The following is a 14,289-nucleotide window of genomic DNA, read 5'->3' as shown; positions in this document are numbered from 1 at the left end:
AATGATTATTTTAAATTTTGGCCATTAGTCTTAATTACATTTTTATACCATTCAAATGATTCTTTTTTATAGCGCTTCATGCTGCCGTTACCTTCATTGTCACGATCAACATAAATTACGCCATAACGTTTTTTCATTTCACCAGTAGTGAAAGATACTACGTCGATAATTCCCCAAGCTGTATAACCAATCACATCAACACCATCGTAATCCATCGCTTTTTGCATCGCTTTGATATGAGCGCCAAGGTATTCAATACGTGGTTTATCATGAATTTGGTTATCATGTTCTAGTTCATCTATCGCACCAAAACCATTTTCAACAATGAATAGGGGTAATTGATAACGATCATATAAACGGTTAAGAGTATAACGTAATCCTTCCGGATCGATTGGCCATCCCCAGTCACTGCTTTTAATATATGGATTTTCTACCGCATTTGGTAGCGCACCATTAACAATATTGTCACGATGTTCATTTTTAGCATCAGCTTTTACCACTGTTGACATGTAATAACTAAAGCCAATGTAGTCAACTGTTCCTTGTTTCAAACAGGCTAAATCATCTTCAGTGATATCAAGTTTGTAACCTTCTCGTTCAAACTCTTTTAATGCATAAGCAGGGTAATAACCACGTACATGTACATCAGGGAAGAAGAAGCGTTGATGCATAGCAATTTCTGATGCCATCATATCTTCAGGATTACAAGAATATGGATAGATTGGCACATGCGAAATCATACAACCAATTTCAAAATTAGGATTAATTTTCTTACCAGCAATCACTGCTTTAGCACTGGCTAACAATTCATAGTGAGCCACTTGATAAAGTACTTCTTGTGGATTTTCACCAGGTTCAACTTGCACACCTGAATTAGTCCAAAAGAAGATTGGATTACTGGTATCCATTTGATTATTAATCTCGTTGAACGTCATCCAATATTTGACTTTATTTTTATAGCGCTCAAAACAACTAATTGCGAAACGTTCGAAAAACTCAACCGTTTTGCGATTTCTAAATCCACCATAATGACGAGCAATATGTAATGGAATTTCAAAGTGTGAAAGGGTGATAACCGGTTCAATTCCATTAGCAATAAGTTCATCAAACACATCATCATAAAACTGTAGGCCAGCTTCATTTGGTTCTAACTCATCACCATTAGGAAAGATTCGTGTCCAAGCAATTGAAGTACGTAAACATTTCAAACCTAATTCAGCAAATAACTTAATATCCTCTTTATAATGATGATAAAAATCAATTGCGGTATGATTTGGATAAAATTTACCAGCTTCGATATCTTGAGTGATTTGTCTTGCAACGCCATGAGCACCAGCGGTCATGACATCAACCACGCTTGGTCCTTTTCCTCCTTCATTCCAACCGCCTTCAAATTGGTGAGCAGCTAATGCGCCACCCCATAAAAATGGTTTCTTAGTCATTTTTGGTTCCTTGTTATTGCTTAATTTCGAATATGATATTGTCAAGATTTACGCCTTTATTTTCAGTTAATGTGATCAATTGGTACTGATCAGTATTAACAATAATAATTGGTGTGATTAATGGGTAACCAGCTTGTTTAATTGCTTGTGGATCAAAGCTAATTAATAAATCACCCGTTTTAACTTGTTGTCCCATACTCACATGGTAACTAAATTCATTGTTAGTTAGATTAACAGTGTCAATACCAACGTGAATTAATAATTCTACGCCATTATCTAAACTTAAACCGATAGCATGTTTTGAACTTTCAAAAACGGCGGTCACTTTACCATTATAAGGTGCATAAACATGGTTTTCAGTTGGTTCTATTGCAATTCCTTCCCCCATCAATTTCTGAGCAAATGCTGGATCTGGTACTTCACTCAGAGGTAATGCTTTACCGATCATGGGACTAGTAATATTGATTTTATCAAGAACAATTTTGGGCGTATCATTTTCAATTTTTCCATTATTTTGGTTATTTTCATTGGTACCAAAAATTTGTATAAGAATAACTGGTCCAAATAACGCAATTAACGAACCAATGGATACACCGATTACTGAATTATAATGTTCTGGATTAATCGTATTAACAATAGTTAATGGACCAGCTAATGGGGCATAAGCGTAGAAGTAAGGTGTAAAGAAACCAGCGACAATACCACCAATTGATGCACACGCACAACCGTAAATAAATGGTTTTTTGAAGCGTAAGTTAACCCCATAAATTGCTGGTTCAGTAATACCAAATAGACCAGTTACAAATGCTGATATTGATACCCCTTTCATCTCGGAAGAACGTGTTTTGATATAGAATCCAAGTGCCGCACCAACTTGACCGATTACGGCAATAGTTTGATAAGCTTGGAATGAATCTTGACCATTTAGCTTCATGTTTTCTAAAACTATTGGAGTTATTCCCCAATGGACGCCGAATATAACAAGTACTTGCCAGAATGCCCCAATAATAGCACCAGCTAACCATGGAGCAAAATCAACTAAATAGTTGTATCCGATTGATATATAGCGTGCAGCCTCAGCAGTAAGAGGTCCAACTACTAGTAATGTTAGTGGTACCATGATAACTAAACAGATGAATGGCATGAACAATGGTTTAATAATGCTATGTAATCTAGGTTCTAAGAAACGTTCTAAATAAGACAGCAACCAAACTAAAAATAGTGGTGGTAATACGGTAGACATATAAGTGGTTTCAGACAGTGGTAAACCAAATAAATCAAATGTTCCACCTTCTTTAATAAATTTTGCTATCTCTGCCCAGGTCGGTGAAAGTAGTGCTGCACAACACGCTACCGCAATATAGATATTACAACGGAAATGTTGCGATGCGGTAATGGCAATAAATATAGGTAAAAAAGTGAATGGAGCCCAAGAGATAAAACTAAATACTTGACAAGTGCTCGTTTTATCAAAACCAGGGAAGGCCAGATTAATTAAAATCAAGATACCTTGTAATATCCCTGCACCAGCTAATACATAAACAAATGGAGCAAAAACGGCTGACATAGTGGCAATAACACGGTTTAAAATGCTACTTTTACTATTTACATCTACTTTATTATCACTTTTCAGTAATTGGGTAAAGGCATTATAGACTTTATCTACATTAGTACCGATAACAATTTGAATTTGTCCACCTTTTTCAACTACCGTGATAACACCCGAAAAACTGGCAATTTTTTCTTTGGCATTTTCGGGGGTAGATTGCGTCACGACACGTAAGCGAGTTGCACAACGTGCAACAGAAACAATATTATTTTCACCGCCTAACTCATTTAAAATATCAACGGCCAATTTATTATAATCTCTAATTTTGGATGACATTAACTAAGCTCCTTTTCATAGAATTGTGAGCTTATATTATCCTTAAATAAAAAATTGTTAATGACCAATTTTATTGTTTGTGATCTAGATCCCGTTTTCTCGCAATTTTGATTTAATAATTAATTTACAGGTATAAAATAAAAACTATTTATAACAATAATAAAGAATAACAAATGTTAAAATATCAAGATGTAGCGAAAAAAATCCAGCAAGCGATTTATCAGCAAAATTTGCCTAAAGGTACGCAGTTGCCTAATATCGAAGGTTTAATTCAGCAATATCAAGTCAGTCGAACCACTATTATTAAGGCACTAAATCGTCTTGAAAGACATGGCGTAATTTATCAAATCCAAGGTAGTGGTATTTTTGTTCGGCAACCCAAAAAACGAGGTTATCTAAATTTCTTAGAAAGTCATGGGTTTAGTGTCGATCTCAATGATTTACCTGGCTCATCGCAAGTATTTAATGTTGATGTTATGCAACCTAATGCCAAAGTTAAAGAATACCTCCAGTGCGAAGATGATGAGTATGTTTATTATATAAAACGGTTGCGTTTGGTTGAAGGTAAAGTATATGGCTTTGAACAATCTTATTATCGAAAAAAAATTGTTTCTTATTTAAATAAAGAAATTGCTGAAAACTCAATTTTTAGTTATGTAAAAGATATTTGCAACGTCAATATCGGTTTTTCAGACAAATATTTTAAAGCTATAAAATTAGATGAAGATATCGCCCCTTATTTAGGTTTAAATGCTGGCGATCCCGCTTTATGTGTTGAAGAGATCTTTTATACTTCTTCTGGTGAACCTTTCGATTTTTCACAAATTATCTATCATTACGATAATGCGAAATTCTTTGTTCAAAGTCATTCAAAATAGTCTGCAAGATTTCATTTAGTTAATAAATTATTAACCAAATGAAATCTAATCAATCTAAAGACTTTATATAAATTTACATCAAATTAGTTTTGCTCGACCTTTTTAAGAGTTTCGAATGAGCCTGATAAGGTTAGGGTGATTTCATATTCAGGTGGTGTATAAATATCAACATTACTATAGTTCTTCATTGAAACCATTTTGAACATCATTTGATCACTACTAGAGTTATTTCTTTCATAAATTGCTTCAGGATATCTTGATTGAATTTCAAGTGAAATAGGTGCACCAACGACATATTGTTTAGCCATTAAACGTTGAACTTTAGTAGTTAATTGGTTTAATAAAAGAGTTTCATGCTCTTTTACTGCAGTTTGAATGGCTTCTGGTGATACGCTATAAGAGATGTCATTATTGACTTTCATTTTTAACTCTTGTGCTTTGGCAATAATCTTACCGATAAGATCGAGTCTATTTATTTTTATTTTTAAAGTGTTATTAACAAAATAACGTTGCTCATTAATTTTGTCTGTATCAATTTGTCTGACAAACGAGCTCTTAATTGAAACATTTGTTAAACCAATATTTTTTAAATCATTCGCGATATTAGTATATTTTTGGTATAGATCTTCTTTTGCTTTACTTTCACTATTAGCGACTGCAGTAATTTGGAATAGATAATAGTTAGTTAACTTCTCTTCTTCAAGCTGAGAAATATCATTTATATTATATTTATCAAGGGCTTTATTTAGATTGATAAAACTGTCATTATCATCAATAGTTAATACAATATTAAGAAACGCTTGATAATGGTTATCTTCTTGATTGTTTTCTTTCGCAATTGTTTTAACTCTGTTTTTGTAGTCTATGGTGACTAAATTATCATCGGTGATATTAAGTGTGTTTAGGTAATTTTTTAATTTCTTCATTGTCTCAACGTTAAGATCTGAAGCTTCAGTAGGTGTTGCACCTTCTGTTTCTAAAGTAATAGAAAATTCAACTGTATCAGGTTTTAATTTAATGCTATCAATAATACTTGAATTAATTTGCCCCACAGGAATGAGATCTTTTCCATATTTTAATTGTTGCAGTTCTAAATAAGAGTTACTGACGTTTAACTCGTTATAGTTTGCCTGAGATGGAAATATGGTGCTTATATTGAGTAACAAAATTAATATAAATGTTTTTTTCATTTTATTTCCTTAATTCAGTCTAGAGAAATGGGCTTAAGTAAATTAATGTAGAAAGATAAGACAAATTATAATTAATTTAATTGAAAAGTTGTCAAATAATTGTAAAAACTTGCAAATATAAAAAAAGCGTCTTACGACGCTTGGTTATTTAATGCCATATTCAGAACGATATGCTTCGACTTGGACTACTTGGTCTTTACGTGATGGATCACGATAAAGATATTGGATCAAATCATCTAAAGTGATAATCGAAATTACGTCACAACTATAAGTTTGTTTGATTTCTTGAATAGCGGATAATTCACCTCTACCTTTTTCTTGACGATCAAGACAGATTAATACGCCAGCAAGTTTAGATTGATTATCTTCTAAAATTCGCATTGATTCACGAATTGCAGTACCAGCGGTAATTACATCATCAACTAACATGACGCGTTGTTGATAAATAGAACTACCAACTAAATTACCACCTTCACCATGATCTTTAGCTTCTTTTCGGTTAAAGCAATAAGGTACATCAACATTGTGGTGCTCGGATAAAGCCACAACTGTAGATGAGACAATTGGGATACCTTTGTAGGCAGGACCAAAGATGACATCATATTTTAAATTTGCATCCATTAATGCAGCGGCATAAAAACGACCTAATAACGCCAAATCCTTTCCGGTATTAAATAGTCCTGCATTAAAAAAATAGGGACTTTTCCGTCCTGATTTTAAGGTAAACTCACCAAATTTTAATGCTTGCCTATCTAAAGCAAATTCTATAAATTCACTCTTATATGATTTCATCGATCCTCTCCAATTAATCTTTTAAAGCTTGTTTTTGTGCTTCTATAATGGTTGTAATGCCATTTTTTGCCAGTTCTAATAAAGTTAATAATTCTTCATGACTAAATGGTTCACCTTCGGCAGTACCTTGAACTTCAATGATACGACCATCATCAGTCATTACCACATTCATATCGGTTTCGGCATTAGAATCTTCAATATATTCTAAGTCGCATACCGCTTCACTATTAACAATGCCTACCGATACGGCAGCCACTAAAGATTTAATTGGGTTTTGCTTGATTTTACCACTTTCTAACATCATGTTTATTGCGTCAACTAATGCCACACTAGCACCAGTTATTGATGCTGTTCTAGTGCCTCCATCAGCTTGGATAACATCACAATCTAATGTAATGGTATATTCCCCTAATAATTTTAGATCAATCATTGCGCGTAATGAACGGGCAATAAGGCGTTGAATTTCCATCGTACGGCCTGTTTGTTTTCCTTTTGCCGCTTCACGTTGAGTTCTTGAATTGGTTGCTCGAGGCAACATACCATATTCAGCGGTTACCCAACCTTGATTTTGACCTTTTAAAAAGCGAGGTACAGATTCTTCAATTGTTGCATTACAAAGTACTTTTGTTTCACCAAACTCGACTAATACAGAACCTTCTGCATGCTTAGTGTAATGACGGGTTATTTTGATTGGGCGGACTTGTTCCGCGGATCGACCAGACGGGCGCATGCAATTCTCCAGCAGTTTTATTTTAAAATTTATCTTTGAACTTATTAAATCATTTAGGAGGACATCAACAAGAAAGCGTTGATGTTTAGCCTAAGCTAAGAGCACATTATACAGAATTTGTGATACAATGCCCAGCAAGTTTTTTATAAATTTAGGACCTATTATGATTTCTAGTATGACCGCATATGCGCGAAAAGAGTTGAACCAATCATGGGGTAGTGCTTCTTGGGAGTTACGTTCGGTCAATCAACGCTACTTAGAAACCTATATTCGTTTACCCGAACAGTTTCGTTCTCTGGAGCCAATTATTCGTGAACGACTTCGTGCACGATTAACGCGCGGAAAAGTCGAATGTAATTTACGTTTCGAATTAGATCCAGCAGCACAACATCAAGAATTGTCATTAAACATTGAACTTGCTAAACAAATATTAGCTGCTGGTGACTGGATAAAACGTGAGTATCAAACAGGACAAATAAATCCGCTTGATGTTTTACGTTGGCCTGGTGTCATGTCAAGCAAAGAACAAAATTTGGATACTATTTCGCAAGAAATTTTGGCTTTACTTGAAACCGCTATTGATGAGTTTATCGCCGTTCGGGAGCGTGAAGGTAAAGCGCTTTGTGAATTAATTACTCAACGCTTACAAGCGATAACCGTGGAAGTTGATAAAATTCGTACTTGGATGCCGCAGATTTTAGAATGGCAAAAAGAACGATTAAAAGGTAAGCTTGAAGAAGCTAATATTGATCTTGATAATTCACGTTTAGAACAAGAAATTGTTATGGTTGCCCAAAAAATTGATGTCGCTGAAGAACTAGATCGGTTAATGACGCATGTTAACGAAACATATTCGATCTTAAAGAAAAATGAGGCAGTAGGTCGTCGACTCGATTTTATGATGCAAGAGTTCAACCGTGAATCTAATACTATTGCTTCAAAATCGATTAATGCTGATGTAACCGCTAGCGCGATTGAACTCAAAGTGTTGATTGAGCAAATCCGCGAGCAAGTACAAAATATCGAATAATTTACTTGTTGATGAATAAGTATCTCGGTATTTTTGCTGTTATTTTGGCATCGCTATTATGGGGCACAACTGGCACAGCAGCCACTTTTGCTCCTACTTTATCTCCTTTATTTATTGGTTCCTTCGCAATGGGCATTGGGGGGATATTGCAATGCGGATTAGCTATTTATAATATCAAGCAAAACCACTCATCATTAACAACTCATAGCCGTTTTTTAATTGTAGGTGCCTTAGCCGTGGCTATCTATCCTTTGGCATTTTATTCATCGATGCGTTTATCGGGTGTTACTATCGGTACGGTTGTTTCAATAGGATCAGCGCCAATCTTATCAGCTATAATTGAATATATTAGTCGTGATTTCCAAGTGACAAAACAATGGGTTATTGGTGCTTTATTGGGTATTATCGGCATGACTATGTTAGCATTTTCTGAAAATGCTTCGACCACAGTTGAATATAATCATGTTGGTTTGGGAATTTTATTAGGACTTATTGCTGGTTTTACTTATGCTCTTTACTCATGGTCAGCACGACAATTAATGTTAAAAGGTATAGATAGCAAAGCGGCCATGGGTGCTACATTTGGTTGTGGCGGTTTATTACTGATTCCAGTGATGCTAATAACGGGAACGACATTTTTTGCAGCATGGAATAATATTGCAGTTGGCTGTTATATGGCATTGATTCCAATGTTTTTAGGATATCTATGCTATGGATATGGATTATCGAAAATATCTGCCAGTTTAGCAACTACTATTAGTCTATTGGAACCGGTTATTGCTGCAATTCTCGCTATGATAATTGTTGGCGAATCGCTGTCATTAATAGCTTGGATTGGTATGTTATTTATCTTTGTCTGTTTGATTATAGTTACATTATCAAGCGTAATTAATAATTAAAAACGATATTATTAATTGAATTTAATTGAACGATTGAATTATTGAACTAAAGACAATAATTTCACTAATCTGATCATTGATTTGCTGGTAACTAAGAATAGATTAATTTTCTAATTTGACTGTCTTGTATTCCTATTTTAAACCTCTAAAATCTATTTTTTCTTCTACTTGAAAATCAATTAAATATTGCTAATATAATGATATTATTTTTGTTGTAAATATATAAAAATATTAAAGGATGAAAAGGAATAACTAATATGAAAAAAATGCTTACAAGTGGTTTATTAATTTTATTTTTTGCATGTTCGGTTAATGCAGCTAAATATGATAATGTACCATATGATGAAGTGCTAAAAATTGCCACCGAGCAAAATGATCCAGTTGCACTAAATGAGTTAGGCTATAGATACCTCAATGGGGTAGATGGTGTTGAAAAAGACTATGTTAAAGCGAGAGAATGGTTTGATAAAGCTATTGCACTAGGCAATGGAAGAGCCGAATCCAATGTAGGTACTATGTATGATAAGGGTAATGGCGTTGAACAAGACTATGCTAAAGCGAAAGAGTGGTATGAAAAAGGTGTGGCAAAAAATGATATGTATGCGCAATTAAATTTAGGTGGCATGTATAAAGAAGGACGAGGAGTTGAAAAAGATCTATTAAAAGCAAAAGAACTACTTGAAAAATCAGCAGAACAAGGTTTGTCTTATGCTCAATCTTTTTTAGGTGATATGTATTTTTTTGGTCAAGGTATTAAAAAAGATGCAATTAAAGCTCGATACTGGTATGAAAAAGCCGCTGAACAAGGTATACCTGAAGCTCAGTTTAATTTAGCTGTCATGTATGAAAATGGTATGGCTGGCTTAAAAAAAGATCACAATAAAGCGATGGATTTATTTGAAAAAGCTTGTGAAGGCGGTGTGGAGCATCCAATTTGTCAATAATTTTTGGTTAATTAGAATTTAGTTTTAGTGAGAATTAACTAAACTACAGTTAAATTCAAATGAAAAAGGCGGACTAAGTCCGCCTTTTTCATTTTTTAGAGTTATAAAATCAATCTTCATCAACTAATTGCTTAATATAAACCTGCTTAAGCTAATCGATGTCTTCTTTTTATCGATTTAAAATACCAATATAACGCAGCATAAGCGATACCCGTTGATAAAAGGTCTGCAGTTGGTGATGCTGCCCAAACGCCATCTAAATCGAAGAATAATGGTAGAATATAAAGTGTTGGTAGTAAAATTAGAAGTTGTCTTGAAAGGCTTAACAAAATAGAAATCTTTGCCATCCCGATACATTGGAAAAAACTAGTTGTTACCATCTGAAAACCGACTAATGCAAATGAAAACGTAGTATAACGTAATGCAATAGCCGATATCGCCACTAAATCGACATCAGAACTAAACGCTCTAACCAACACGTCAGGAATAAAGCAACCAAATATAAAGCCAACACTGGTGATAACTGTGGCAATTTTAACTGCATAGATAAACGTTTCTTTCACCCGAACATAATTTTTAGAGCCGTAATTATAACCAATAATCGGTTGCATACCTTGATTTACGCCGATGACAATCATGATAATCAGTGTAATTAATCGGTTAGCGTTAGAGTAACCAGCAATCGCATCATCACTTGAAACATGTGAAATCGGGGCATAACGGGTTAACTGCCAGTTTATAAAAACAACTACCATTGAGGCGGCAACTTGCATAGCAAATGGTGACATGCCAATCGACAAAATCGACTTAATGTAAGTAAAATCGAGCCTAAAGTTACGACGATATAGCTTTATATTACTGTTTTTGCTAATAAAGTGCTGCATCACAAATAAAAAGCTTATGAACATTGCGAGAGTGGTAGCAAAAGCTGCTCCTCTCATTCCCCAACCTAAAGCAATAATAAAAATTGGTGCAAGAATAATATTCGCAATCACACTAATAAACATAGTCACCATGGCTTTAAACGGATAGCCACTGGCGCGCATCATATTGTTGTAATTAAATGTTAATGTGATAAATATACTGCCCGGTAAAAACACCTCTAAAAACTCACGAGCATAAATATGGTTGGTTGGGCTTGAACCAATAAAGTGTAAAACAGGATCGATAAAATAGAGTAGTAAGGCTAAAGTGATGCCACTAAGTACGGCAGTTAACATAAAAGAAGTTCCTGCTACTTTTTCTGCTTTATCGATTTCTCCTCGGCCTAAAAAGATAGATATTCGGCTGGCAGAACCAATACCTACTAGCATGCCAATGCCCGCAGCAAGATTCATTACCGGTAAAATAATACCTGCGCCACTCAGTGCTTCACGACCAATCCAATGGCCAATAAAAATTCCATCAATAATGTTATACAGCGTATTCACTGTTGTGCCGATAATAGATGGAAGCGCATATTGCCAAAACAATAAGCTGATTTTTTTATGTTTAAAATCATCATAAATATCGTGTGAGTTTGTCATTTTGATTCACATTGATAAAAGGTTAAAAGTTATAAAGAAGTTTTAGAACAAGGATACGTAAAAGTATAAAATTGACAATAAGAATGTTGCTTAGTTTAGCAGAGTTATAAATTGATGATAGCACTTTTTTAGTGCTTTGTTAAAATATACCCCATTAAATTATCGATCCAAATAGGAATCTCCATGAGCGTACAAATTGAGAATATAGTTCTACATAAATTAATTAGAAAAAGTGATACTGAAATTGAACTACAACTTCGTGATTCACTTCTCGGTAATGAACAAGCTGTTGCTAACTTGATTGAAGATATTAATAGAATTTACAACAATAAAAGTAAAGCATATGGTTTATTTAGTAGTGAAAGTCTTTTTGAACAATCACTTAAAGAGTTACGTTTAGGTAATCAAGATTTTCTTAATTTTAGTCAAGAATCAACCAAACAGCTGCGTAATGAATTAGCAAAATATCCATTTGCAGAAGGTGGTACAGTTGTTTTTTGCCACTATCGATACCTTGCAGTTGAATATCTAATTATTGCTGTATTAAATAGTTGCTTAAGTATGTTAGTGAATGAGGAGCTTAATATCTCTGAAACCCAATATTTAGATATAGATCATGCTGATATTATTGCCCGTATTGATATTACTGAATGGGAAACCGCACCAGAGTCAAAACGTTATTTAACTTTTTTAAAAGGCCGAGTCGGGCGAAAAGTATCTGATTTTTTCATGGACTACTTAGGTGCCAGTGAAGGATTAGACGCAAAAGCGCAAAATAAAACCCTTGTTAAAGCGGTAGATGATTACTGTCAAGAGATGCAATTTGACAAACAAGATAAAACTAGTGCTCGTGAAAATGTCTATAACTATTGTCAAGCTCAATTACAAGCAGGGGAAGAGATCGAGCTGAAAAATCTGGCTAACGAATTACCAACAAGTGACGAAAATAACTTTATGGAATTTGTAAAAAATAGCGAATATGATTTAGAAGATACATTTCCAGTTGATCGTAGTGCCTTACGTCAATTGAAAAAATTCTCAGGCAGTGGTGGTGGATTAACCATAAGTTTTAACTCTGACCTATTAGGTGAACGTATAAAATGGGACCCACAAACTGATTCACTCGTTATTAAGGGCGTCCCACCTAATTTACGTGATCAACTTCAACGCAATAGTGGCTCAAACGAATAATTAGGGGAAAAATATGAAATACATTGGTGCACATGTGAGTGCAGCTGGCGGTGTGGATAATGCGCCAATAAATGCCTATCAAATTGGCGCAACCGCTTTTGCTTTATTCACCAAAAATCAGCGACAATGGCATGCAAAACCGCTTGAAACTGCAGTGATTGATAGTTTCAAAAAACGTTGTGAACGATATGGATTCACCAGTAAACAAATTCTACCACACGATAGTTATCTAATTAATTTAGGTAGCCCAGATAGTGAACAATTGGCAAAATCTCGTACTGCTTTTTTAGATGAGATGCAACGTTGTGAACAATTAGGTTTAACGTTACTCAATTTTCATCCAGGTAGTCATTTACAAAAAATTTCAGTTGATGAATGTTTATCCCGCATTTCGGAGTCAATCAATATTACCTTAGATAAAACTAAAGATGTCGTTGCGGTTATCGAAAACACTGCTGGACAAGGTTCTAACTTAGGCTGTAAATTTGAACATCTTGCGCAAATTATCGATAAAGTAGAAGACAAAAGCCGTGTTGGCGTTTGTATTGATACTTGTCACGCTTTTGCTGCCGGTTATGATTTGCGCAGCGAAAAAGCCTGCAAAGAAACTTTTGATGAATTTGAAAAAATTGTTGGTTTTAAATATTTACGTGGTATGCATTTAAATGACGCCAAAAGTGAACTCGCCAGCCATGTTGACCGTCATGACAGCTTAGGTAAAGGTACCATTGGTGAAATCGCATTTAAATTTATTATGCAAGACTCGCGAATTGATGAAATACCACTTATTCTTGAAACGATTAACCCAGATATTTGGGCACAAGAAATAGCATGGTTAAAAGAACAAGAAAACAGATAACTAACTAGTTTATATATTACAACCTAGTTTTAGCTTAATACAGTCATGTTGGTTTGAACTAATATTATTAAATATGCTGATAGACTTTTTGACTAGCGATAACTAAATGGATATCGGTATTAATAGTACATTAAATAATCTTCAAACAAAAAGAATGTTTTGCTAAAACTAGGTGCTTTGAACAAACATTTGTAATGAAAACCATAGAAGTTAAACCAATAAAAATAGTTTTCCATTTATCTATATAATAAATTACTCACTATTATCAAGCTAGCAATAAATTCAGCGAAATTAATTGTGATACTTATCTGATTACAGCTGTAGCTTTATTTTTACTTTCTAATTATTAAAACTCATTCGATAATCAAATCTACCTTCAATTTTTAGCTTACAAATCATATTTGGTCATGAAAATATGATGGATTTTCTACGTTACTAATAATGAATTATTTTAAATTATATATTGGTCAACTAATTCTAAATAAGATAAAATAAATCAAAATGATAAATTTCTTGCTAGTTTATGTTGAACACTAATTAGCATAAATTAAAGATAATATTGTTTGATGCGATATCACTATCATATAGGTAATTTTTTACCAACTAAAAAGATTGATTTTATCTTCTGATAAAGATATGGCTAATCAGGTAATTGGTGGTTAATTGTTCTCATTATTAAGTAATTAGAAAAGCGAATTTGATAATCATTATTTTTATAAGATGACAAAATTTTGCCAGAGGTCATCGGACAAGGAGAAAGGCTGAAAAATAGATTAACAAAACAACAAAGATTTTTGACTAAACATAACTAGCTTATTGATGATGAAGGAATGAATTATATTGATAATATTTATAATGATTTAAATGGCAAAATTGAATCGGAACAATTAGCGAATAAATATAATGCACAATACTGTTGCAAA

Annotated in this window: 12 protein-coding genes; 6 read left to right on the top strand and 6 right to left on the bottom strand. The window is 33.9% G+C overall.

The window, feature by feature from the left end; all coding sequences use genetic code 11:
• Positions 1-5: 5 nt before the first annotated feature.
• The gene (locus H3T80_RS04480) at positions 6-1,442 is read right to left on the bottom strand and encodes a 6-phospho-beta-glucosidase (protein WP_110447589.1); all 1,437 of its coding nucleotides are present in this window, start codon (positions 1,440-1,442) and stop codon (positions 6-8) included.
• 13 nt (positions 1,443-1,455) lie between these two features.
• Positions 1,456-3,327, bottom strand: a complete 1,872-nt coding sequence (locus tag H3T80_RS04475) for a glucose PTS transporter subunit IIA (RefSeq protein ID WP_198200278.1) — start codon at positions 3,325-3,327, stop codon at positions 1,456-1,458.
• Positions 3,328-3,500: 173 nt separating this feature from the next.
• On the opposite strand from H3T80_RS04475, the gene H3T80_RS04470 reads away from it, so the two are divergent.
• Positions 3,501-4,205: a GntR family transcriptional regulator gene (locus H3T80_RS04470; protein WP_198200276.1), complete on the top strand. Its 705-nt coding sequence runs from the start codon at positions 3,501-3,503 to the stop codon at positions 4,203-4,205.
• A gap of 83 nt (positions 4,206-4,288) precedes the next feature.
• Here the strand turns inward: H3T80_RS04470 and H3T80_RS04465 are convergent, their stop codons facing one another.
• The 3 genes from H3T80_RS04465 to rph form a co-directional block, all read right to left on the bottom strand.
• Positions 4,289-5,395 (bottom strand): SIMPL domain-containing protein, encoded by a 1,107-nt coding sequence (locus H3T80_RS04465; protein WP_110447592.1) that lies wholly within the window; start codon positions 5,393-5,395, stop codon positions 4,289-4,291.
• A gap of 144 nt (positions 5,396-5,539) precedes the next feature.
• Positions 5,540-6,187, bottom strand: a complete 648-nt coding sequence (gene pyrE, locus H3T80_RS04460; protein ID WP_086354000.1) for an orotate phosphoribosyltransferase — start codon at positions 6,185-6,187, stop codon at positions 5,540-5,542.
• A 13-nt stretch (positions 6,188-6,200) separates the two neighbouring features.
• A complete protein-coding gene (gene rph, locus H3T80_RS04455; protein ID WP_086363570.1) occupies positions 6,201-6,917 on the bottom strand; it encodes a ribonuclease PH in 717 nt (238 codons plus the stop codon).
• 163 nt (positions 6,918-7,080) lie between these two features.
• On the opposite strand from rph, the gene H3T80_RS04450 reads away from it, so the two are divergent.
• The 3 genes from H3T80_RS04450 (at position 7,081) to H3T80_RS04440 (ending at position 9,790) form a co-directional block, all read left to right on the top strand.
• Positions 7,081-7,947: a YicC/YloC family endoribonuclease gene (locus tag H3T80_RS04450; RefSeq protein ID WP_198200273.1), complete on the top strand. Its 867-nt coding sequence runs from the start codon at positions 7,081-7,083 to the stop codon at positions 7,945-7,947.
• A gap of 11 nt (positions 7,948-7,958) precedes the next feature.
• Positions 7,959-8,846: a DMT family transporter gene (locus tag H3T80_RS04445; RefSeq protein WP_198200271.1), complete on the top strand. Its 888-nt coding sequence runs from the start codon at positions 7,959-7,961 to the stop codon at positions 8,844-8,846.
• A 257-nt stretch (positions 8,847-9,103) separates the two neighbouring features.
• Positions 9,104-9,790 (top strand): tetratricopeptide repeat protein, encoded by a 687-nt coding sequence (locus tag H3T80_RS04440; RefSeq protein ID WP_110447595.1) that lies wholly within the window; start codon positions 9,104-9,106, stop codon positions 9,788-9,790.
• Positions 9,791-9,936: 146 nt separating this feature from the next.
• Here H3T80_RS04440 and H3T80_RS04435 read toward each other — a convergent pair whose 3' ends face one another.
• Complete coding sequence (locus H3T80_RS04435; protein WP_198200269.1) at positions 9,937-11,316, bottom strand: MATE family efflux transporter; 1,380 nt, start codon at positions 11,314-11,316, stop codon at positions 9,937-9,939.
• A gap of 183 nt (positions 11,317-11,499) precedes the next feature.
• Here H3T80_RS04435 and yejK point away from each other — a divergent pair, with 183 nt between their 5' ends.
• Entirely contained in the window at positions 11,500-12,507 is a 1,008-nt protein-coding gene (yejK, locus tag H3T80_RS04430; protein WP_198200267.1) for a nucleoid-associated protein YejK, read from the top strand.
• 13 nt (positions 12,508-12,520) lie between these two features.
• Positions 12,521-13,366, top strand: a complete 846-nt coding sequence (nfo, locus tag H3T80_RS04425; RefSeq protein WP_198200264.1) for a deoxyribonuclease IV — start codon at positions 12,521-12,523, stop codon at positions 13,364-13,366.
• Positions 13,367-14,289 lie beyond the last annotated feature (923 nt).

It is taken from the genome of Gilliamella sp. W8145, from assembly GCF_016101145.1.
GTDB classification, from domain to species: domain Bacteria; phylum Pseudomonadota; class Gammaproteobacteria; order Enterobacterales; family Orbaceae; genus Gilliamella; species Gilliamella apis_A.
The sequence above is the reverse complement of the archived record's forward strand: the minus strand, read 5'-3'. Positions and strand labels throughout refer to the sequence as shown.